The organism is Cyanobium sp. NS01, assembly GCF_014280235.1.
Lineage (GTDB): Bacteria > Cyanobacteriota > Cyanobacteriia > PCC-6307 > Cyanobiaceae > NIES-981.
In genome coordinates, this window is sequence record NZ_CP047940.1 from 1535392 (window position 1) to 1556317 (window position 20926).

Here is a 20926-nt window from a genome sequence, read left to right on the forward strand (position 1 = left end):
CAGATTGATCCCTCAAGCAAGCGAGCTGCTGCCCTTCCTGCCGCTGGGCCTGCTCGCTGGAGTGCTCTCGGGCCTGCTGGGCGTGGGCGGGGGGCTGGTGTTCTCACCGCTGCTGCTGTTGCTGGGGCTGGAGCCCCACCAGGCCCTGGCCACCAGCACCCTGGCGATTGTGCCCACCACCCTGGGCGGCACCTGGACGCACCTGCGCAGCCGCACCCTGCCCCTGCGCAGCGGGGCGGCCATCGCCCTGGGTGCCAGCCTCGGCGCCGCCTTCTGCAGCCGCCTGGGCATGGGCCTGCAGGGCTCTCTGTTGCTTGCCCTGCAGGCCACCCTCTACGTGGGGCTGGCCCTGCTGATCAGGCCCCGCGCGGTCCAGGCCGCAGCGGCGGCCCCGCGGCAGGCGACCCTCGCAGCCCTGGGGAGCGTGGGGGCCGTGGCCGGCCTGGCCAGCGGCCTGCTGGGCGTGGGCGGGGGGCTGTTGATGGTGCCCCTGCTCGGCCAGGGGCTGGGGGTGCCCCTCCACCTCGCCATCCGCTACAGCACCCTGGCCGTGCTGGCCTCAGCGGCCACAGCGAGCGCCACCTTCGTGGCCGATGGACGGGGCCTCTGGACGATCGGCCTGGCCCTGGGAGGCCCAGCCGCGCTGGCGGCGCAGTGGTCGGCAGCCCGGATGGAGCGCTTGCCCGAGCACCTGCTCGTGGTGCTGTTGCGGGGCCTGACGCTGCTGCTGGCCGCCGACAGCAGCCGTCGGGCCCTGGCCCTCTGGGGCTAGGGCTGGGGGAGGCTCGACGCAGGGGCCAGAGGCAGGGGCTGCCAGAAGGCGGGGTCCACCTCCAGACCCAGCACCGCCGCCATCTGCCCCAGGCCGTGGCGGCAGTTGAGGCCGTGGCCCCGGGCCCAGGTGTCGAGCAGGAACAGCCGATGGGGCAGCCAGAGCTCCAGGGCCTCAGGAGCAAAGCGCAGCCCCTCCGTTCGGCTGAAGCCATGGGGCAGGAGCATGGCCACATGGCGGGTGAGCTGGCCGCTGCTGCGATCGATCAACAGCGGCAGCCAGGGCAGAGCCGCATCGGCCCGCAGGCACCACAGCCTCACCTCGGGGATCTCGGAGAGTTCGCGGGGGTCGTCAGCCTGGCGGGGCCACTCCAGGCTGAGGCTGAGGGTGCCGCCCAGCCGAACCAGCTGCTCCGGCGGCAGGGCGATCCAGGCGCTCAGGGGGCTCAGGTCCAGGGTCCTGATCGCCTCGGGATCCACCTGGACAGGGCCGGGCTGGGGAGGAGCAACCGGGGGAGGGGGGGGCATCAAGAGCTGTGACAGCAAGGCGCCTGCGGCTGGACCGTAGCGAGATCAGGCCAAACAATGGTGGAGTCATCCGATTGCCCCTACTGCCATGGTCTCCGCTCTCAATCAAGCCGAGATTCTGATCGCCCTGGTGGTGGCGGCCCACGCCGGAGTTCTGGCCGTGCGGCTCTGCTTCAGCCTCTACAAGGCCTGAACCAACCCTTGGCAAGGGGGCCTGAACCCGTTAGAAGCATGAAGCACTCCTTGAGGCTTCTGCCTTGGCACCCCCGCTGCGGCCCCCAGCAGTCCCACGCCTGAGCGGGCCCGTCAGTGCACCCCGCCAGCAGAGTGCCCTGCGGCAGCGAGCGACCCCAGGCTCCCCGGCCCAGAAACCGTCTGGCTCTGACGCAACGCTCACTGACCCAATCCTCTCTGACCCAGCAGCCCTGACCCCTGTCTCCCAGGCGGCGCCTGCCGGTTCCGCCCTCGCCCTCTCTGCCGCCAGCACCCTGTCGCTGGAGCGGCGCGAGCTGGTCTGCAGCGTGGTGGGGCTCACCATCAAGGCGGCCCTGGCCATCGTGGCCGGGGTCAGCCTGGTGAGGCTGGCCATGGCCTACCAGGAGCGGATGGAGCGCCAGGGAGAGCTCTCGGCCGTGCTGCAGATCGAGAAGGCCAAGCTCACCAAGGCCCGCGAGCGCTTTGACCAGCTGTTCACCACTGAAGGGGAGCAGCGCCTGCTGCGCGAACAGAGCCAGTGGATCGCCCCCGATCGCCTGCGGGTGGTGTGGAAGCAGGCCCCGTTTCCTTCTGTTGAGCAGGCCGGATCGGGCCCGAGCAAACCCTGACCCTGTCCTTAGGTTGGGCGCCAGTTCCTCTCCCCTTCCATGGCTGCTGCCCAGACCCCAGGAACGGTCCTGATCACCGGCACCACCTCGGGAGTCGGTCTCAATGCCGCCAAAGCTCTGCTCGATCGGGGCTGGACGGTGGTGACCGCCAACCGCGACCCGATCCGGGCAGCGGCGGCGGCCGAGTCGCTGGGACTGCCCTCCGACCGCCTCCACCATCTGCGCATTGACCTCGGCGATCTCGACAGCGTGCGCGCCGGCGTCGAGACGCTGGTGTCTTCCCTGGGCCTGCCCCTCGACGCCCTGGTGATCAACGCGGCGGTGTACAAGCCGCGGCTGAAGCAACCGGAGCGCTCTCCCCAGGGCTACGAACTCTCGATGGCCACCAACCATCTGGGCCACTTTCTGCTGATTCAGCTGCTGCTGAGCGAACTGCAGCGCTCCAGCCATCCCTCCCGGCGGGTGGTGATTCTGGGCACCGTGACGGCCAATTCCAAGGAGCTGGGCGGCAAGATTCCGATCCCCGCTCCCGCCGACCTGGGCGACCTCTCAGGCTTCGCCGCCGGCTTCAAGAGCCCGATCGCCATGGCCAGCGGCAAGGCCTTCAAGCCTGGCAAGGCCTACAAGGACAGCAAGCTCTGCAACATGATCACCACCCAGGAGCTGCATCGCCGTCTCCATGCCGACACCGGCATCGTGTTCAGCTCTCTCTATCCAGGCTGCGTCGCCGACACGCCGCTGTTCCGCAACACGCCCAGGCTGTTTCGGAAGATCTTCCCCTGGTTCCAGAAAAAGATCACCGGTGGCTACGTCACCCAGGCCCTGGCCGGGGAACGGGTGGCTCAGGTGGTGGCCGATCCCGACTTCGCCCTATCGGGCGTCCACTGGAGCTGGGGGAACCGGCAGAAGAGCGGCGGCAAGCAGTTCAGCCAGGAACTCTCCGACAAGGCCAGCAACCCCGACACCGCCCGCAAGACCTGGGAGTACTCCCTGAAGCTGGTGGCCCTCGATCCAGAGGCCCCGAGCTCAGAGCCAGACCCGTTACCTGAGGGCAGCGCCGCCTCCGTCAGTGCCTGAGACGGGGTTGCCGTCAGAGGGGTTGTGGTCAAAGGGCTTGTGGTCAGAGGCGTCGCCGGAAACCGTCGTTGAAGCTGGCGGGGGGCGACTCCAGGCGGCTGAGCTTCCACACATTGCGGCTCAACCGGCGCGCCCGCAGGCCGCCCCGCTCCACCACGGCAGATCCGGGGCGGGCGCCCAGCAGGGCAGTCACTTCAGCGGTGCTGAGCGGGGCACCGGTCTGCAGGGCCAGGTTCACCATCTCCAGGCGCTGGCGCAGGCTGATCAGATCCGCCGTGCCGCCGTCTTCGGGCTCATTCCAGGCCCAGGCGATCTCCTCACCGGCAGCGGCCATCTTCTGCATCAAGCCGAGGCCGATCAGGGCGAGGGCCTGCTCGGGCTTCACTCCCTGGGCTGAAGCGGCAGCGATCCAGTCGGGGATCCTGCTGCCAGCGGAGGAGTCGGGCATCGGATCGGCCTGGGCCGGCCTCGATGTGGCGGAACTGGCGGCACTGCGCTTGGTGGCCATGGCGGATGGTTCAGCTTGTGCGGACGGTATCGGCTTCCCGCCGGGGGGCAAGGGCCACCCCGACGCCCGCTGCCGCAGCGACAGGTAAAGTCCCCCAAGACCAGGAAACCTCGGGACAGCGTTCGAGCCGAACGGTTGCCTGTGCCACGTTCGGTCCCGCTCTCGCCTGCCGCCCCGCCGACCGAGGTTGTCCGCCGCCCCATGCCCCCGAGCCCGCGCACTCCAGATGATCGGGCCTCAAGGCAGCGTCGTTCCCTGCGCCAGGCCCCGGCCCGGAGTGAGGGTGCCGGGCCGCTGATCACCGGCACCGTGGTGCGCCCGGACTCCGACGGCGCCAGCTGTGTGATCACCACCGACAGCGAGGGCTCGAGGCTGGCCCGCCTGGACAGCCAGGTGCAGTCGATCGAGCTGCGCACCTACGTGTTCCTCGACTCCCTGCAGCCCCAGCTGGCGGCCTACATGGGCACCGTGAGCCAGGGCTTCCTGCCCATCCCGGGCGACGCCTGCCTCTGGTTGGAGGTATCCCCTGGCATGGCCGTGCACCGGGTCACCGACATCGCCCTGAAGGCCAGCACGGTGCGGCTGGGCCAGATGATCGTGGAGCGGGCTTTCGGCTCCCTGGCGCTCTACCACCGCGACCAGAGCAATGTGCTGCACTCCGGCGATGTGGTGCTGGAGGCGATCGGCAACACCGTGGAGCAGCGCAGCCGCTGCGAGGTGAGCTGGACGGAGATCATCCGCGCCATCACCCCAGACCATGCCGTGCTGATCAACCGTCAGAACCGGCGCGGCTCGATGATCCAGGCCGGCATGAGCATGTTCATCCTGGAAACGGAGCCGGCCGGCTATGTGCTGATCGCCGCCAATGAGGCCGAGAAGGCCTCCAACATCACCGTGGTGGACGTGAAGGCGGTGGGTGCCTTCGGGCGTCTCACCCTGGCCGGCCGCGAAGGTGACGTGGAGGAGGCCGCCGCCGCCGCCATGCACGCCATCCACCACATCAACACCACCGCCAAGGGTTCAGCCCGCGGCCGGGGCTGAGCCCCGCCCACTCAGCTGAGGCCCATCAGGGCGATCAGCCCGGGGGCCAACTGGCGAGCCGCCTTGCCGCGACTGCCCAGGCGACGGCACAGATGCTCCCCCATGCGGGCGTAGCTGCTGGCGGCCTCGCGCACGAAGAAGATCGGTGCATAGCCCGGCCCCTCGCCATCGGCCCTGGTCAGCACCTGGCCATGGCAGAGGCCCTCGGCCTCCAGCACGGTCTCGCCGGCGGGATTGGCCAGGGCCATGGCCGTGCGGAAGCGCGCTGCCCGGTAGGGCGTATCGCCGAGCTCCCGCAACAGGCGCGCCACCCGCTCGGGATCGCTGGGGGCGTAGCGGGCGGAATAGAGGCCCGGAGCTCCTGCGAGGGCATCCACCTCCAGGCCCGAGTCGTCGCCCAGAGCCCAGCTGCCGGTGCGCCGAGCCGCGGCCTCGGCTTTCAGGCGGGCGTTCTCGGCGTAGGTCTGCCCCGTCTCTTCCACCTCCAGGTCGCGGGGCTGGGGCGAGACCAGCACGTCGAGGGGCTCAAGCATGGCGGCAATCTCCGCCAGCTTGTGCGGATTGCCGCTGGCGATCACCAGGGAGGGCAAGAGGGGTTGATGCCGCGGAGGCCAGTGTTGCAGCAGGCCCGCAGCATCTGCCCCGCAGGCCCGGTCTTGGCAGGGTCGTGGAGCGTTGGCGTCAGGGGGTGAGGGAAAGGGGTGGGACCGGATGGCTTGAACATTCCACCCCTGGCAAACCCAGAAGGATTCCGGCCCCCGATCACGCTAGGCATAAGTGCTGAATGTTCAGGCTTCCGGCTGTGATGCCGGATCGGGCCGGCCGGGCCCCACACGCCGATGGGGCGCTGGAACAGGGCGGAGCGAAAGCCCCAAACAGCAGTCCATGACTGGGCCGGCAAGCAGAAGCTAACGAAATGTATGCGATCAATCAGAGTCGCTTATCAGTAATGACCCAAACGGTGATCACCCAACCAGGGCCTTTTGCTTGACGGAGGGTTTGGCGGCGGACCATGGTTGCGAGCGAACATTCCACCCCCTCCATAAGGAGCAGGTAATGGCTAACGAAACCATGGGCATCGCCCTCGGCATGATTGAAACCCGCGGTCTGGTGCCCGCCATTGAAGCGGCTGATGCCATGACCAAGGCAGCCGAAGTGCGTCTCATCGCCCGCGAGTTCGTCGGCGGCGGCTACGTGACCGTGATGGTGCGCGGCGAGACCGGCGCTGTCAACGCTGCTGTGCGCGCCGGGGCTGACGCCTGTGAGCGCGTGGGCGACGGCCTGGTCGCCGCCCACATCATTGCTCGCCCCCACCGCGAAGTGGAGCCTGCCCTGAGCGGCAGCGCCGGTTTCGTGGGTTCCAAGGACTGAGGCCCTGAGCGCCTGAGGCGTTCTTTCGTCATTCCCTTAACCGACCCAACCGGAGAATCTCCATGAGCAAGAAGTACGAGTCAGGCGTTAAGGAGTACCGCGACACGTATTGGACTCCTGATTACGTCCCCCTCGACACCGACCTGCTGGCCTGCTTCAAGTGCACCGGCCAGGAAGGTGTTCCCAAGGAAGAGGTGGCTGCCGCCGTGGCCGCTGAATCCTCCACCGGCACCTGGTCAGCGGTGTGGTCTGAGCTCCTCACCGACCTCGACTTCTACAAAGGCCGCTGCTACCGCATCGAAGACGTGCCCGGCGACAAGGAGGCCTTCTACGCCTTCATCGCCTACCCCCTCGACCTGTTCGAAGAAGGGTCCGTCACCAACGTGCTGACCTCCCTGGTCGGCAACGTGTTCGGCTTCAAGGCCCTGCGCCACCTGCGCCTGGAGGACATCCGCTTCCCCCTGGCCTTCATCAAGACCTGCATGGGTCCGCCCAACGGCATCCAGGTCGAGCGCGACCGGATGAACAAGTACGGCCGTCCCCTGCTGGGTTGCACGATCAAGCCGAAGCTCGGCCTGAGCGGCAAGAACTACGGCCGGGTGGTGTATGAATGCCTGCGTGGTGGTCTCGACTTCACCAAGGACGACGAGAACATCAACTCCCAGCCGTTCCAGCGCTGGCAGAACCGCTTCGAGTTCGTGGCCGAGGCCGTGCAACTCGCCCAGGAAGAAACCGGCGAGAAGAAGGGGCACTACCTCAACTGCACCGCCGCCACTCCTGAGCAGATGTATGAGCGGGCCGAGTTTGCCAAGGAACTCGGGCAGCCGATCATCATGCACGACTACATCACCGGTGGCTTCACCGCCAACACCGGTCTGGCGCACTGGTGCCGCAAGAACGGCATGCTGCTCCACATCCACCGCGCCATGCACGCGGTGATCGACCGGCACCCAAAGCACGGCATCCACTTCCGGGTGCTGGCCAAGTGCCTGCGCCTCTCCGGTGGTGACCAGCTCCACACCGGCACCGTGGTGGGCAAGCTCGAGGGCGATCGCCAGACCACCCTCGGCTTCATCGACCAGCTGCGCGAGTCGTTCGTCCCCGAAGACCGCAGCCGCGGCAACTTCTTCGACCAAGACTGGGCCTCCATGCCCGGCGTGTTCGCCGTCGCCTCAGGCGGTATCCACGTGTGGCACATGCCGGCCCTGGTGGCCATCTTCGGCGACGACTCCGTGCTCCAGTTCGGTGGTGGCACCCACGGTCACCCCTGGGGTTCGGCCGCTGGCGCCGCGGCCAACCGGGTCGCCCTCGAAGCCTGCGTCAAAGCACGCAACGCCGGTCGGGAAATCGAGAAGGAAAGCCGCGACATCCTCATGGAGGCCGCCAAGCACAGCCCCGAGCTGGCCATCGCTCTCGAAACCTGGAAGGAGATCAAGTTCGAGTTCGACACCGTCGACAAGCTCGACGTCAACTGATCACCCCATGACTGCAGGAGCCGGTGGGTTCACCCCCCTGCTCCTCCGGTGATCCAGAACCGCATCCATTCATCCCATCCGCAACAGGATCCCCATGCCCTTCAAGAGCACCGTGGGTGACTATCAAACAGTCGCCACCCTGGAGACCTTCGGCTTCCTCCCGCCGATGACCCAGGACGAGATCTACGACCAGATCGCCTACATCATTGCCCAGGGTTGGAGCCCCCTGATCGAGCACGTTCACCCCAGCCGCTCCATGGTCACCTACTGGTCGTACTGGAAGCTGCCCTTCTTCGGCGAGAAGGATCTGGGCGTGATCGTCAGCGAGCTCGAGGCCTGCCACCGCGCCTACCCCGACCACCACGTGCGTCTTGTGGGCTACGACGCCTACATCCAGAGCCAGGGTGCCTGCTTCGTGGTGTTCGAAGGCCGCTGATTGCAGCTGCTTTTGACAGACCACTGATGGTTGCAGCGTGACCTGCAACCGTCCCCTCTCTCCGCCGGCGGCGCCGGCGGCTCAAGCTTCAGGCCCCCAAGGCCTCTTCACAGCGATCTCAACACGTCGGGCGGACATGGCCAGCACATCCAGTCGGGAAGCAGCACTCGAGCGCCGCCGGGCCCTCACCACGGGCGGCAAGAAGGCTGCCGGGAGATTCATCTCCAGCCCGAGTCGGGTTCGCACCGTCGAGGACCTGCGGCAGGCCCGCTCGATCGAGACCGCAGCCCCGGTGACGCCAGAGCGTCAGAGGGCTGCCAGCCCCAGAGCTGCTGCCAGCCGTCCGAGTCTTTCCCTCAGTGCCCCTGAGGCCCCACGCAGCAACCCCGCCAGAAGGGTTCTCAACCACAGCCGCGAGCTGGCGCTGGCCCGCCGCCAGGCCCTCACCCAGAAGGGCAAGCGGGCCAGCACGTCCCGCGATCGCACCCGAACGGACCTGGGGCTGACGGTGAGCCGAGGCACCAGCGCCTCCAGCGGCAGCGCCCCCGAGGCCAGTCCCATCGCTGCGGCCAGCGCCACCAGCAGCGCTCCCAGCAGCCGTTCCTCCCTCAATCTCAGCCTGTCGAGCTCACGCCTCGGCTCCGGCAGCGGCGGAGCCGCCGAGCGCCGCACCATGAAGCGCGCCCAGGCCCAGCACAACCCCAGCCGGGCCCTCGTGCTGGCCAGGCGGGAGGCCCTCTCCAAGCGCGGCAAGTCCGCCAACGCCCCCACCAGCAGCACCGCTGCCACCCTGGCCCGCCAGGGCAATCCAGACATCAGCACCCGCGAACTGGCCCAGAAGGTGCGCGAACTCAAGGCCAAGGTGGGCAGTGCCGGCTCCTGCCGCAGCGGTGGCACCCGCCCCTGCGGCCCCAACCGCCATGGCGCCCAGCAGGCCGCCACGGCCGATGCCCACTGGAAAGTGGGCATGAGTGAAACCACCTCCGGCCAGGTGGTGACCGGCACCCAGGCCAACCGCTCGCCCAAGACCACGGGCAACGAGGCCGCCACCTGCCGTGCCATCACCGGCACGGAGTATCTGGGGGCCGAGGTGTTCCAGACGTTCTGTCAGAGCGACGCTCCCAGCCGTCAACCGGCCAAGGTGCGCCTCACGGACACCAGCCACGGCAATCGGGTCACCGGCAACGAGGTGGGCCGCTCTGAAAAGGTCACCGGCGATGAACCTGGCACCTGCAAGCTGGTCACCGGCACCGAGTACGTGTCGGCCAACCAGATGGCCTCCTACTGCGGCACAAGCCAAGCCAGCCCCCGCAAGGTGGGCAAGAGCCAGACCCTCGGCGGTCAACCCGTTTCCGGGGTGATGGTGGGCCGCTCCGAGCGGGTCACCGGCGATGAACCCGGCTCCGGCCTGCAGCTCACGGGTGACCAGTACCTCGGTGCCGAGCCGCCGGCTCCGGGTCGGGCCCCCACCAAGGTGGACTCGCTTCACACCCTGCGGGGCACCAACGTGACCGGCACCCACGTGGGCCGGGGCCAGCGGGTCACCGGCGATGAACCCGGCAGCTGCCGCCTGGTCACCGGCGATGAATACGTGGGCAGCCAGCAATACGCCGCCTTCTGCGGCTCGGTTCCTGAACCTGAAGCCCCCAAGGTGGGGTTCAGCGTGACCAACCGCGCTCAGGTGGTGAGCGGCACCCGCACCGGCCGCAGCGACAAGGTCACGGGCGATGAACCCGGAACCTGCAAGTCGGTGACCGGCACCCCCTACGCCGGCCTGGAGCAGGCCTCCGACTACTGCGCAACGCCCGCCGTGCGCGAGATCCGTCAACGCACCCCGGTGCGCGGCTCCAGCCGCATGAGTGGGATCCAGCCCGGCATCGGCGGCGTGATGACCGGCGCCGAGCGAGGCGCCTGTGAACCCATCACCGGCACCCCCTACGTGGGGGGTGACCAGCTGGCGGCAGCCTGTGGTGCCGCCAGTGGCCAGGATGCCGACTACCCCCAGCCCCTCGAAACAGCCCCCTGGCAACGGTTCAGCGTTCAGTCACCGGCCCGCGCCGCCCAGACGGCGCGCCAGCAGGCCGGCGGTGTCACCGGCAACGCCTACGAACAGGGAGGCCGCATCACCGGCCCTTTTGACCTGGCCGCCGGACAGGTCACCGGCACCGAACAGTTTCGCTTTGACCGCAAGGGCCCCCAGCTCTCCCGGGGGCCGATCCAGGTCTCGCCGGCCCCTGTGAGCGTGGACCAGGACGTGCGCCCCACCTCCAGGGTCACCGGTGAAGGCATCTCCGCAGGCCTCAAGATCACTGGCGACGACTGGGATCGGGGCGAGCATGTGACGGGAACGGAAGGCCGTTCCGCCCGCCGCCGCAACCCCACCCGCGTGGGCCCGATGAGCGCCATGCCCGGTGCCCAGCCCAAGCGCAACGACGCGGTGCCCGAACCGGTGAGCCTGGTGACCGGCTCCAGCGGCAACACCCAGGCCGGATCCCTGATCACGGTTTCCGGTGGGGCCCGCGGCTGATTCGCCCATGCCCCGCCGATCCTTCCGCCCCACCCAAGCGTCGCTCGCCCCCACGGCCCAGCGCCGCCGCCCGAGATCCAGCCGCGACCCGGAGATCCTCCCTGCTGACAGCGACGCCCAGCCTGCGGTTCCCCTGCGGGGCACCCGGGCAAGGGCCGCCATGCAGGCCGCCCGGCCTTCAGCAACGCCGAGCGGCGCCAGCCGGGCGCAGCGGACCCGCCTCTCCGGTGCAAAGGCCACCAGCCTCGGCCGGTCCGGAACGCGCACAGCAGCCTTCAGCAGTTCCTTCCCCAGCCGGGCCGTGGCCAGCGCCGGGCGCGGCTCCAGCACCCATCCGCTCACCGATCCGGGCGCCAACCGGGCGCTGCAGGCCTACGACGAGGGAGTGAAGCAGGCCTTCGACCGCATCGTGCCGGTGCTCAAGCAGCTGTCAGGTCTGCAGCACGAGGACGACTTCGTGGACCAGGCCCAGGCGATCGCCCAGGACCAGCTGGGCTATGCCCTGCCCCTGCCGATCCTGGAAACCGCCTGGGTGAGCCAGCTCGACATGCGCACCCTGTTTGCCTGGTGTGTGTTCGAGACCTACGAGCAGACCAGCGCCGCCTTTTTCAACCGGGATCCCCTTGGCGGCCAGGCCGGCAGTGAGGCCTCCCAGGCCTTCAATGCCTTCCTGCTGGAGTGTGGCTTCCACCTGCTCGACATCACCCCCTGTGCCGACGGACGCCTGGCCCACGCCATCGCCTATGGCCTGAGGCTGCCGTTCAGTTCTGTGCGACGCCGGCCCCACGCCGGTGCCCTGTTCGATGTGGAGAACACGGTGAACCGCTGGGTGAAGACCGAGCACCTCCGCTATCGGGAGGGGATCCCCAATCCAGCCCATGCCGATACCCGCTACCTGAAGGTGGCGATGTATCACTTCAGTTCCAGGGATCCAAGCCATGAGGGCTGCGCCGCCCATGGCAGCGACGACAGCCTGGCGGCCTCCTGCGGGCTGCTGCGGCTGCAGGACTTCCAGCAGGCGGTGGAGAACAGCTTCTGCTGCGGGGCCTCGGTGGATCTGCTGCTGCTGGGCATCGACACCGACACCGATGCCATCCGGGTGCATGTACCGGGCATGGATGGCAGCACCAACCTGGAGCGCTGGCTGGATGCCCAGGACGTCTATGCCGCCACCGCCGACCTGAACCCAGAGCAGGCCCGCCAACAGGTGCAGCAGATGGTGCGGCAGGCCGCGGCCTCCGCCCCTGACCCCGGCATGGTGAGCCTCGTGGCCCGCCTTCTGGAGCACAACATCTCCCAGATCGACTACGTGCGCCAGTTCCATGGCGGCGCCTACGACGACGCCAGCCATGCGGAGCGCTTCATCGGCGTGGGGATCGGCTTCAAGGAAATCCATCTGCGCAACCTCACCTACTTCGCCTACATGGACACCGTGGAAGAGGGCGCCGCAGACCTGGATGTGGGCGTGAAGATCTTCCAGGGGCTGAATGTGTCCCGGGGCCTGCCGGTGCCCGTGGTGGTGCGCTTCGACTACCACGGCCAGGTGCCCGGTGCCCGGGAGCGGGCCGTGCGCCATTGCCAGCGGGTGCAGGCCGCCATCGAGAGCCGCTACGCCGAGCTCTTCCAGCAGGGCCTGCTGCACGCCCTGCTCACCATCCGCGACCAGGATCGCCACATTCCCGCCGAAATCGTGGCCTCCACCATCGTGTTCGCCGCCACGGGAGGTCATTGAGATGCTGATCTGCAAGGTGCTCAAGCCCCTGGTCTCCACCAACCGCATTCCCGGTTTCGAGCACAAGCTGCTGCAGGTGGTGCTGGATGGCAGCACCAAGAAAGTGGCGGTGGACGCCGTGGGCTGCATCCCCGGTGACTGGGTGATCTGTGTGGGGAGTTCGGCGGCCCGAGAAGCCGCCGGCAGCAAGTCGTATCCCAGCGATCTCACGATCGTGGGGATCATCGACCACTGGGATCCCGACGCCCCCAAACCGGCGGCCCCACCGCCCAGCTCGGAACCGGGAGCAGGCACCTGATGGAAATCATGCAGGTGACCGGCTCCCTCGTCTGCAGCCAGCGGGTCAGTGGCATGGGCCATTGGAACCTGAGGGTGCTGCGCAACGTCAAAGGCAAGCTCTCGGTGGCCGTCGATCCCGTCGGCGCCTCCGTCGGCAACTGGGTGTTCACCTCCAGCGGCTCCGCCGCCCGTTTCGCCTGTGGTATCCCCGAAGCCCAGATCGATCTGACCATCTCCGGAATCATTGATTTCTGGGAACCCGATGGCTAGCTGACGCCCCGACGGCTGCTGCTTCCCGCGGCGGCCGCTGTGCCGATCTCACCCTGTTCCCGTCCCCCCGCGCCCCGCCATGGCCACACCGACCACCCGACCGACCGGCAAATCCGCCGCCTCAGAGGGCGCCGGTGACGCCAGCAGCGCCAGCGCCAGGCCAGCGCCGGCAGCGACGCCCACCAGCCAGGCGGCGACGCCACCCCCCACCTCCCAGAAGCCCGCCTCTCTGAAGTCCAGCTCCACCAAGCCCAGCCCGGCCGCCCCGGCTGCCGCGGCCACCACCACGGCCCGTTCCACAGCCAGCACCACCAGCCGGTCCAGGGCTCTGCCCCCCGCCTCCAGCACCAGCCAGCGCTCCAGCAGCAGCAGCAGCAGCCGCCGCTCCGGGGGCTCCAGTGGCACCCGGCCCCCCGCCTCTTCGTCCTCCTCCGCAACCTCCCCCATGGCTCCCACCGTTAACGGCATCGCCCTCGGCATGATCGAAACCCGCGGTCTGGTGCCTGCGATCGAGGCGGCTGACGCCATGACCAAGGCCGCTGAGGTCACCATGGTGGCCCGCGAATTCGTGGGCGGTGGCTACGTCACCGTGATGGTGCGGGGGGAAACCGGCGCCGTGAACGCCGCGGTGCGGGCCGGTGCCGACGCCTGCGAGCGGGTGGGTGACGGCCTCGTGGCTGCCCACATCATTGCCCGCCCCCACACCGAAGTGGAGCCCGCTCTGCAGAGCACTGAGACCGTTCGCCGCCTGTGATGCCGATGGACGCCGCCCATCCGCGCGTCCTGGGCTATCTGGGTCGCGCCCTGAGCCTCGAGCTCACCGCCGTGCAGCAATACATGACCCAGGCCTCCCTGCTGGAGATCTGGGGCAATGCCGAGGCCGCCAAACGCTTCCGCGAGGAAACCGTGGAAGAACTCCGCCATGCCGAAAAGCTGGTGCAGCGGATGCTCAGCCTCGGCGTGGCTCCGGCCGCTTCCCAGTTGCAGCCGGTGGCCCACGCCCCCGATCTGCCTGGGTTGCTGCGCCACAACAGCGCCATGGAGGCCGAACTCATCAATCATTACGCCGAAGCCGTGCGCTTCTGTGTTCAGATCGGAGACGGAGAGAATGAAGCCTGCTTCCGTGAACTGTGGCGCGACGAGCAATCCCATGGGGAGGAGCTGGCCATCTGGCTGCGTCAGCTGGGCGGGCAGCCAGGCCCGGGCCTCGAGCGCGCGACCTTCTGAGCCAGCAGCGGCTTGGCAGCCGCCGCCCTGAGCTCAGCTGGCTCCAGGCCGCCTGAAGGGCCAGCCAGTGACAGATCCCGTGCCCCTCCTGCCCCTGCCCCTCCAGCTGGCCTGGCTGATCCCGCTGTACGGGTTCAGCGGCATGCTGCTCTCGCTGCCCTGGGCCTGCGGCTGGCTACCGCGCCAGGGTCCGCGGCCGGCGGCCTACCTCAACCTGCTGGTCACCCTGCTGGCCGTGGTCCACGGCGCTCTGGCGGCCTGGCAAGTGAGCCTCCACGGCCCGGCCCACCTGGTCATCCCCTGGTTTTCCGCCGCCGACCTCAGCCTCAGCCTGGGCTTCGACCTCTCGCCCACCAACCTGGCCGCCCTGGCGCTGGTGACCCTGCTGAGCCTGCTGGCCCAGGTGTTTGCCCTTGGCTACCTCGACAAGGAGTGGTCGCTGGCGCGCTTCTACGCCCTGGTGGGCTTCTTCGAAGGCGCCCTCTGTGGGGTGGTGCTGAGCAGCAACCTGTTCATGAGCTATTTCCTGCTGGAGATGCTCACCCTCTCCACCTACCTGCTGGTGGGGTTCTGGTATGCCCAGCCGCTGGTGGTCACGGCGGCCCGCGATGCCTTCCTCACCAAGCGGGTGGGTGATGTGCTGCTGCTGATGGGCGTGGTGGCCCTCTCGGCCTGGGCCGGCTCGTTGGAGTTCACCGATCTCTACAGCTGGGCCGCAGCCGCCCACGCCGACGGCAGCCTCACCCCCCTGGCCGGCACCCTGCTGGGCCTGGGGCTGATCGCCGGACCGATGGGCAAGTGTGCCCAGTTCCCGATGCACCTGTGGCTCGATGAGGCCATGGAGGGCCCCAACCCGGCCTCGATCCTGCGCAACTCAGCCGTGGTCACCGCCGGAGCCCTGGTGCTGCTCAAGCTGATGCCGCTGCTGCTGCTCTCTCCGGTGGCCACGGACGTGCTGCTGGCGGTGGGCACGATCAGCGCCCTGGGCGGAGCGCTCGTGGCCCTGGCCCAGGTGGACCTGAAGCGGGCCTGCTCCTACGGCACCACCTCCTATGTGGGGCTGGTGTTCATTGCCATCGCCCTGCAGCAACCCGGTATCGCCGTGCTGCTGCTGTTCTCCCACGCCCTGGCCAAGGCGCTGCTGTTCATGGGTGTGGGCAGCGTGATCGCCGCCACCAACTGCCAGGACCTCACCGAGCTGGGCGGCATCGGCAGCCGCATGCCCGCCACCGCCACGGCCTTTGTGGTGGGGAGCGCCGGCCTGGTGGGGCTGCTGCCCCTGGGCTGCTTCTGGTGCTTCGGCCTGGGCGTGGAGGCTCTGCTGGCCGGTGCCCCCGCCTTCGCCGCGGTGCTGCTGATCACCAATGCCCTCACGGCCGTGAACCTCTGCCGGGTGTTCCGCAGTGTGTTTCTGGGTGCCGTGAGGCCCAAGACCCGCCGCACGCCGGAGGTGATCTGGCTGATGGCCCTGCCGATGGTGAGCCTCAGCGTGCTGGTGCTGCTCACCCCCCTGCTGCTGGCCCGGCTGGATCCGGTGCCTGGCCTGGCCTCCTTCGCCTGGCCCATCGGCCTGGCGGTGGCAGGCAGCGGGCTGCTGGGGGTGGGGATCGGCGTCTGGCTGCCCCTCGATGCAGTGCGCAGCCGCTCCAGCCCCCAGGCCCTGCGCGGTCTGCAGGACCTGCTGGCCTTCGACTTCTACAGCGAGGCGGCCTACCGCAGCACGCTGGTGGCCCTGGTGGCGGCCCTGGCCCGCCTCAGCGACGGGCTGGATCGACGCCTGGTGAACGGCGTGGTGAACGGCTTCGGTCGGCTCTCGCTGCAGAGTGCCGAGGGTCTGAAGCTGGGGGTGAGCGGGCAGCTGCAGTCGTACCTGCTCACCGCCGTGGTGGCGATCGTGACGCTGACCGCCTGCCTGGCCTGGCTCAGCCGAGGCGGCCCATGAGCGAGCTGCCCCTGCTCTCGTTGCTGTTGCTGCTGCCCCTGGCCGGCGGCCTGGGCCTGCTGGCCTGGCCGAGGCCGGCCCCGGCCGCCCGGCTGCGCCAGGCCTGCATCGCCCTGCTCAGCCTGCAGCTGGGCCTCAGCCTCGCCGTGCTGCTGGCCTTCGACCCCAGCCAGAGCGGCCTGCAGCTGCAGGAGGTGCACGCCTGGCTGCCGGGGCTGGGCCTCGACTACCGGCTCGGGGTGGATGGCCTGTCGCTGCCGCTGGTGCTGATGAACGCCGGCCTCAGCCTGGTGGCCGTGGTCTGCAGCCGCGACCTGAGCCGACGACCGCGCCTCTACTTCGCCCTGCTGCTGTTGATCAGCGGGGCCGTGAACGGGGCCTTCCTGGCCGACAACCTGCTGCTGTTCCTGCTCTTCTACGAGCTCGAACTGATCCCCCTGTGGCTGTTGATCTCCATCTGGGGGGGCGCCGGGCGGGCCTACGCGGCCACCAAGTTTCTGATCTTCACGGCCCTCTCAGGAATGCTGATCCTGGCGGCCTTTCTGGGCCTGGCCCTGCTCAGCGGAACGGTGAACTTCAGCCCCACCGCCGTGACGACCGAGCAGCTGGGACTGGGTAGCCAGATCGTGCTGTTGCTGGCGCTGCTGGTGGGCTTCGGCATCAAGATGCCGCTGGTGCCCTTCCACACCTGGCTGCCGGATGCCCACACCCAGGCCTCCACGCCGGTGTCGGTGCTGCTGGCCGGCGTGCTGCTGAAGCTGGGCACCTACGGCCTGCTGCGCTTCGGCATGGGGCTGTTCCCTGAGGCCTGGACCGTGCTGGCGCCGGGGTTGGCGGTGTGGGCGGCGATCTCGGTGGTGTTCGGATCACTGGCGGCGATCGCCCAGCAGGACATGAAGCGGATGGTGGCCTACAGCTCCGTGGGGCACATGGGTTACATCCTGCTGGCGGCGGCGGCGGCGTCGCCGGTGAGCCTGCTGGGCACCGAATTCCAGATGGTGAGCCATGGCCTGATTTCGGCCCTGCTGTTCCTGCTGGTGGGGATCGTGTACCGCAAGACGGGCAGCCGCGATCTCGCGGTGCTGAAGGGTCTGCTCAACCCCCAGCGGGGTCTGGCGCTCACCGGCTCACTGATGATCCTGGCCGTGATGGCCAGCGCGGGCATGCCCGGCATGGCGGGCTTCATCGCCGAATTCCTGGTGTTCCGGGGCAGCCTCGGCCCCTACCCGCTGGCCACCCTCTGCTGCATGGTGGGCTCAGGGCTCACAGCGGTGTACTTCCTGCTGCTGGTGAACCGGGCCTTCTTCGGCCGCCTGGCCATCACGGCCGCCGAGGATCCGCTGCAGTCGAGCCGGCTCGACATCCAGCTGCCCGCCGTGGCGGCGCGCGAGACGGTGCCGGCCATCGCCCTTGCCATCGGCGTGGTGCTGCTGGGCCTGGCGCCCGGCGGCCTCGGGCACCTGAGTGAAGCCACCACCACCGCCATGGCGCCGTTGGCGGCGCTGGCGGGGCAGCTGACCTCCGGGGGCAGCGGCTGATGCCTGTGATCCCGGCCGATCTCACCGTGCAGGGTGGCAGGCTCACAACGGCTGAGCTGGGCCAGCGGCTGCTCAGCGGCCAGACCCTGGTGGCCGACTCGGCGGAGCAGCGGCTGCAGGTGGTGGGGGTGCTGGAGAGCTATGGCGCCGTGCTGGATGCCTACAGCACCAACCTGATCTTTCAGGCCGAGCGCCAGTTTCTCAATCCCTTTCCCCTGCTCAAGTATCTGGATGGGGATCCGAGCCCGGCGCGGATCTGGCGCAACCTCCGGCACGACCGCATCAATTACGAGTATGCCGAGTACTGCATGAAGACCATGCTCTGGCACGGCACGGGCGGGCTGGATGGGTATCTCGACTCAACCGACTTCGCCGCCGGCTGCGCCGGCATCATCGCCGCCAAGCTCCGGCGTGATCCCCTGCTGGCCCTGCTCCATCCGCTGTTCCCGGGTTTCCTGCCGGAGCTGATCCGCGCCGCCGCCACCACCCATGCCCTCGGCCAGTTCTGGCGGGTGATGAGCGATCTGTTCCTGGCCCTGGCGGTGGAGGAACGCGAGGGCCGGATCGGCACGATGGCCGCTGTGGTGGAGTACATCCGGCAGGGGCTGGTGCAGGCATCTGCCGCTCCGATCACCTACGCCGTGGAGCTGGGCGGCCAGCGGCACTGGGTGTTGCCCCCCGAGGCAGGCCTCAGCTTTCTGATGGATGTGGCGGTGCCCTACGTGGAGGCGGTGTTCCTGCGCGGCACGCCGTTCTTCGGCACGGTGAGCTTCAACGCCCAGGCCCAGCAGATCGCTCCCGACCAGGCCCGTTTCGCCTACGGCGCCCTCTACGCCGATCCCCTGCCCACCATGGGGGCCGGCATCCCGCCCAGCCTGCTGATGCACGACATGGCGCGCCATCTGCCCGAGACCCTGCACCGCTGGTACGACCAGCACGGCCGCGGCGAGGGTGACATCCACGTGAACATCTGCCGCAGCTTCCAGAAGGCGATGTTCTGCGTCACCGAGGCCGCCATCCAGGGCACCATGCCCCACGGGCTGGCCTGCAGCGAGGCCAGCCAGCAGGCCGCCAACCAGGCCTATGCCAGCGCCTGGGCCGAGCGCCTCGCCGTGGCTCGCACAGACTGCCTGACGGAGAGTCACTGGGTGCGCCCCAACCCAGCGCTGGCCTAGGGTCTGACCATGGAGCAGACCTGGACTCCCCGGCCCAAGCCCGACCGCGCCGAGCGCCTGGAGCGGCGCATCGAGTTCGGCGACTACGGGGCCACCCGCGCCTTCCTCGAGCAGCTCAACGATCTCTCCGAGCAACTGGGGCGCTATCCGGACATCAGCTTCGGGCGAACCTATGTGAACCTCACCCTGCGGCCTGAGCCTGAGCAGCAGCTGATCGGGCCTGAAGACGAGGCCTTCGCCGCCGCCATCGATGCCCTCTGCCCCGCCCCGCCCCCAGCTGACGGCGGCCCGTGACGGATCTGGGCCTGGCGGTGGACCTGAGGGCGGCCTACGAGGGGGCCGGCGTGCAGGAGGTGCTCGATGAACTCGACCGCGAGCTGATCGGCCTGCGGCCGGTGAAGGCGCGCATCCGCGAAATCGCCGCCCTGCTGGTGGTGAACCGGGCTCGCCAGCAGGTGGGCCTGGAAACGGCGCCGCCCTCGCTGCACATGTCCTTCACCGGTCGGCCGGGCACCGGCAAGACCACCGTGGCCGAGCGGATGAGCAAGATCCTGCACGGGCTGGGCTATGTGCGCAAGGGCCATGTGATCACCGCCACCCGCGATGATCTGGTGGGGCAGTACATCGGCCACACCGCTCCCAAGACCAGGGAGATGCTCAAGAAAGCCATGGGGGGCGTGCTGTTCATCGATGAGGCGTACTACCTCTACCGCCCCGAAAACGAACGCGATTACGGCGCTGAGGCGATCGAGATCCTGCTGCAGGTGATGGAGAACCAGCGCGATGATCTGGTGGTGATCTTTGCGGGTTACAAGGATCGGATGGACATCTTCTACCAATCCAACCCCGGCCTTTCATCGCGGGTGGCCAATCACATCGACTTCCCCGACTACAGCGCCGAGGAGCTGCTGGCGATCGCCCAGCTGATTCTCGCGGCCGAGAACTACCGCTTCAGCGATGAGGCCCGTGCCGCCTTCGCCGACTACATCCAGCGGCGCATGAAGTTGCCCTTCTTCGCCAATGCCCGCTCGATCCGCAACGCCATCGATCGCGCCCGCATGCGCCAGGCCAACCGGCTGTTCAGCCGCATGGGCAGCGCCCTCACCAAGCTGGATCTGATGACCCTGGAGGCCGAGGACATCACCGCCTCCAGGGTGTTCCAGGGGGAAGTGGAAGGTCTGGATCCCGCCCGTCCCCTCACCTGAGGGAGAAGACGGAGTGGGGGGCAGGCTCAGTTCGGGAAGAGTTCGATACGCGGAGCTGCCGGCCGGCGCCCTTCATCCCCCTCCAGACGGGTGCCGCAGGTGATCTCCCCATCACTGCCGGTGGTGCAGTTTTCCGGCACCACCTTTGACCCCGCCGCTGGCGGAGCGCCCTGCCGCTGCCAGATCTGGGTCTGGGCCAGGGCGGGGCCGGCGACCAGGCTGCCACCGAGAGCAGCGGCCAGGGCGGCCGCCAGGCTGGCGGCTGCTGGGAGGCGGAGCTGGGGAGTGGTGCGGGTGGACGAGCGACGTTGCTTCATGCCGGACATGGGGCAACAGCAAGGAATCTCTCGACCTTACCCGGCCCCATGAGGATCTCCGGGCGGAAGGCACAGAGAGCGGCCAGCCTCGCGGTGTCCGCAGACAACAGCCCACCTCCAGATCGCGATCTACGCTCGATGGCGAACCCCTTCAGCCCTGCAGTGCAGGATTCCTTCGCAGTGATCCAGTCGTCCAGCAAGCAGCGTCTGCAGTCTCTGGTCGGCAGCTCAGCCGCCGCCCTCACCCTCGCGCTGGCCTCCGCCACCACGGTGCAGGCCGAAACCTGCAGCTTCCTGCAACCCATCGGTGGCGACGGCCAGACCCCCGTGGTGTCCAAGACCGTGAGCCGCGCCAAGCTGCTGGGCCGCACAAACTGGAACACTGATTTCATCGTGGATCGTCCCTACCAGAAGTACAAGTTCTTCTTCACGGCCAACTCCTCGGATGCCAACGCCGAATATCCGGTGGAGGGCTACATGAAGTTCACGGACGGCACCAGCCTGCAGGTGATCAACGCCAGCATGACTCCCCCTGTCGGCACCGGTAAGGAGTTCGGACCGTTTGACGCGGTGCCCGGCAAGCAGGCCAGCCAGATGAATTTCAAGGTGGGTGCCAGCAACGACCCCGGGGCCCTCGGCTTCAGCTACCGCATCTCGGTGCAGGGCTGCAACTGAGGCCCCGG

Annotated in this window: 25 protein-coding genes; 20 read left to right on the forward strand and 5 right to left on the reverse strand. The window is 68.6% G+C overall.

Annotated features, from left to right (window positions below; genetic code table 11):
• Positions 1–4 precede the first annotated feature (4 nt).
• Positions 5–772: a sulfite exporter TauE/SafE family protein gene (locus tag CyaNS01_RS07985; RefSeq protein WP_225875572.1), complete on the forward strand. Its 768-nt coding sequence runs from the start codon at positions 5–7 to the stop codon at positions 770–772.
• On the opposite strand, the gene CyaNS01_RS07990 is transcribed toward CyaNS01_RS07985, so the two are convergent.
• The gene (locus CyaNS01_RS07990) at positions 769–1299 is read right to left on the reverse strand and encodes a CRR6 family NdhI maturation factor (protein ID WP_186696625.1); all 531 of its coding nucleotides are present in this window, start codon (positions 1297–1299) and stop codon (positions 769–771) included. The two genes, CyaNS01_RS07985 and CyaNS01_RS07990, sit on opposite strands and share 4 nt — an antisense overlap.
• Before the next feature lie 88 nt (positions 1300–1387).
• Between CyaNS01_RS07990 and psaM the strand changes: the two genes are divergently transcribed.
• The 3 genes from psaM to CyaNS01_RS08005 all read left to right on the forward strand — a co-directional run bounded on the left by psaM (position 1388) and on the right by CyaNS01_RS08005 (position 3200).
• Positions 1388–1492: a photosystem I reaction center subunit XII gene (gene psaM / locus CyaNS01_RS07995; protein ID WP_186696626.1), complete on the forward strand. Its 105-nt coding sequence runs from the start codon at positions 1388–1390 to the stop codon at positions 1490–1492.
• Positions 1493–1556: 64 nt separating this feature from the next.
• Positions 1557–2123, forward strand: a complete 567-nt coding sequence (locus CyaNS01_RS08000; protein ID WP_225875573.1) for a hypothetical protein — start codon at positions 1557–1559, stop codon at positions 2121–2123.
• A gap of 39 nt (positions 2124–2162) precedes the next feature.
• Positions 2163–3200, forward strand: a complete 1038-nt coding sequence (locus tag CyaNS01_RS08005) for a protochlorophyllide reductase (RefSeq protein ID WP_186696627.1) — start codon at positions 2163–2165, stop codon at positions 3198–3200.
• A gap of 43 nt (positions 3201–3243) precedes the next feature.
• On the opposite strand, the gene CyaNS01_RS08010 is transcribed toward CyaNS01_RS08005, so the two are convergent.
• The gene (locus tag CyaNS01_RS08010; protein ID WP_225875574.1) at positions 3244–3708 is read right to left on the reverse strand and encodes a hypothetical protein; all 465 of its coding nucleotides are present in this window, start codon (positions 3706–3708) and stop codon (positions 3244–3246) included.
• 294 nt (positions 3709–4002) lie between these two features.
• Between CyaNS01_RS08010 and CyaNS01_RS08015 the strand changes: the two genes are divergently transcribed.
• Positions 4003–4749, forward strand: coding sequence for a BMC domain-containing protein (locus CyaNS01_RS08015; protein ID WP_186700500.1), 747 nt, complete (start codon positions 4003–4005; stop codon positions 4747–4749).
• A gap of 11 nt (positions 4750–4760) precedes the next feature.
• Here the strand turns inward: CyaNS01_RS08015 and CyaNS01_RS08020 are convergent, their stop codons facing one another.
• Positions 4761–5339: a non-canonical purine NTP pyrophosphatase gene (locus CyaNS01_RS08020; protein WP_186696628.1), complete on the reverse strand. Its 579-nt coding sequence runs from the start codon at positions 5337–5339 to the stop codon at positions 4761–4763.
• Between the two features lie 466 nt (positions 5340–5805).
• Here CyaNS01_RS08020 and CyaNS01_RS08025 point away from each other — a divergent pair, with 466 nt between their 5' ends.
• The 7 genes from CyaNS01_RS08025 (at position 5806) to CyaNS01_RS08055 (ending at position 12839) form a co-directional block, all read left to right on the forward strand.
• Positions 5806–6120, forward strand: a complete 315-nt coding sequence (locus CyaNS01_RS08025; protein ID WP_006909739.1) for a BMC domain-containing protein — start codon at positions 5806–5808, stop codon at positions 6118–6120.
• Positions 6121–6182: 62 nt separating this feature from the next.
• Complete coding sequence (locus CyaNS01_RS08030) at positions 6183–7595, forward strand: form I ribulose bisphosphate carboxylase large subunit (RefSeq protein ID WP_186696629.1); 1413 nt, start codon at positions 6183–6185, stop codon at positions 7593–7595.
• A 94-nt stretch (positions 7596–7689) separates the two neighbouring features.
• The gene (locus tag CyaNS01_RS08035; RefSeq protein ID WP_186696630.1) at positions 7690–8031 is read left to right on the forward strand and encodes a ribulose bisphosphate carboxylase small subunit; all 342 of its coding nucleotides are present in this window, start codon (positions 7690–7692) and stop codon (positions 8029–8031) included.
• Between the two features lie 136 nt (positions 8032–8167).
• Complete coding sequence (locus CyaNS01_RS08040; RefSeq protein ID WP_186696631.1) at positions 8168–10558, forward strand: CsoS2 family carboxysome shell protein; 2391 nt, start codon at positions 8168–8170, stop codon at positions 10556–10558.
• 7 nt (positions 10559–10565) lie between these two features.
• Entirely contained in the window at positions 10566–12290 is a 1725-nt protein-coding gene (locus tag CyaNS01_RS08045; RefSeq protein ID WP_186696632.1) for a carboxysome shell carbonic anhydrase, read from the forward strand.
• Between the two features lies 1 nt (position 12291).
• Positions 12292–12588 (forward strand): carboxysome peptide A, encoded by a 297-nt coding sequence (locus CyaNS01_RS08050; protein ID WP_186696633.1) that lies wholly within the window; start codon positions 12292–12294, stop codon positions 12586–12588.
• A complete protein-coding gene (locus CyaNS01_RS08055) occupies positions 12588–12839 on the forward strand; it encodes a carboxysome peptide B (protein WP_186696634.1) in 252 nt (83 codons plus the stop codon). Before CyaNS01_RS08050 ends, CyaNS01_RS08055 begins: the two co-directional genes overlap by 1 nt.
• A 48-nt stretch (positions 12840–12887) precedes the next feature.
• Here CyaNS01_RS08055 and CyaNS01_RS14960 read toward each other — a convergent pair whose 3' ends face one another.
• Positions 12888–13286 carry a hypothetical protein gene (locus tag CyaNS01_RS14960; RefSeq protein ID WP_225875576.1) on the reverse strand — a complete coding sequence of 133 codons (399 nt, stop codon included), beginning with the start codon at positions 13284–13286 and terminating at the stop codon, positions 12888–12890.
• Between CyaNS01_RS14960 and CyaNS01_RS14965 the strand changes: the two genes are divergently transcribed.
• From CyaNS01_RS14965 to cbbX, 7 genes are all read left to right on the forward strand, one after another.
• A complete protein-coding gene (locus CyaNS01_RS14965; RefSeq protein WP_193815484.1) occupies positions 13285–13593 on the forward strand; it encodes a BMC domain-containing protein in 309 nt (102 codons plus the stop codon). The two genes, CyaNS01_RS14960 and CyaNS01_RS14965, sit on opposite strands and share 2 nt — an antisense overlap.
• Complete coding sequence (locus tag CyaNS01_RS08065) at positions 13593–14066, forward strand: ferritin-like domain-containing protein (RefSeq protein ID WP_225875577.1); 474 nt, start codon at positions 13593–13595, stop codon at positions 14064–14066. The genes CyaNS01_RS14965 and CyaNS01_RS08065 overlap by 1 nt, the downstream gene beginning before the upstream one ends.
• Positions 14067–14145: 79 nt before the next feature.
• Positions 14146–16008, forward strand: a complete 1863-nt coding sequence (locus tag CyaNS01_RS08070) for an NAD(P)H-quinone oxidoreductase subunit F (protein ID WP_186696636.1) — start codon at positions 14146–14148, stop codon at positions 16006–16008.
• Positions 16005–17546 carry an NADH-quinone oxidoreductase subunit M gene (locus CyaNS01_RS08075; RefSeq protein ID WP_186696637.1) on the forward strand — a complete coding sequence of 514 codons (1542 nt, stop codon included), beginning with the start codon at positions 16005–16007 and terminating at the stop codon, positions 17544–17546. The genes CyaNS01_RS08070 and CyaNS01_RS08075 overlap by 4 nt, the downstream gene beginning before the upstream one ends.
• The gene (locus tag CyaNS01_RS08080; protein WP_186696638.1) at positions 17546–18721 is read left to right on the forward strand and encodes a CO2 hydration protein; all 1176 of its coding nucleotides are present in this window, start codon (positions 17546–17548) and stop codon (positions 18719–18721) included. The genes CyaNS01_RS08075 and CyaNS01_RS08080 overlap by 1 nt, the downstream gene beginning before the upstream one ends.
• 9 nt (positions 18722–18730) lie before the next feature.
• On the forward strand, positions 18731–19015 hold the full coding sequence (locus tag CyaNS01_RS08085; RefSeq protein ID WP_186696639.1) for a 4a-hydroxytetrahydrobiopterin dehydratase: 285 nt from the start codon (positions 18731–18733) through the stop codon (positions 19013–19015).
• Between the two features lie 5 nt (positions 19016–19020).
• Positions 19021–19926, forward strand: coding sequence for a CbbX protein (gene cbbX / locus CyaNS01_RS08090; protein WP_186700520.1), 906 nt, complete (start codon positions 19021–19023; stop codon positions 19924–19926).
• Positions 19927–19952: 26 nt separating this feature from the next.
• Here the strand turns inward: cbbX and CyaNS01_RS08095 are convergent, their stop codons facing one another.
• A complete protein-coding gene (locus tag CyaNS01_RS08095; RefSeq protein ID WP_225875578.1) occupies positions 19953–20243 on the reverse strand; it encodes a hypothetical protein in 291 nt (96 codons plus the stop codon).
• 162 nt (positions 20244–20405) lie between these two features.
• On the opposite strand from CyaNS01_RS08095, the gene CyaNS01_RS08100 reads away from it, so the two are divergent.
• A complete protein-coding gene (locus CyaNS01_RS08100; RefSeq protein WP_370561491.1) occupies positions 20406–20918 on the forward strand; it encodes a hypothetical protein in 513 nt (170 codons plus the stop codon).
• Positions 20919–20926: the final 8 nt, after the last annotated feature.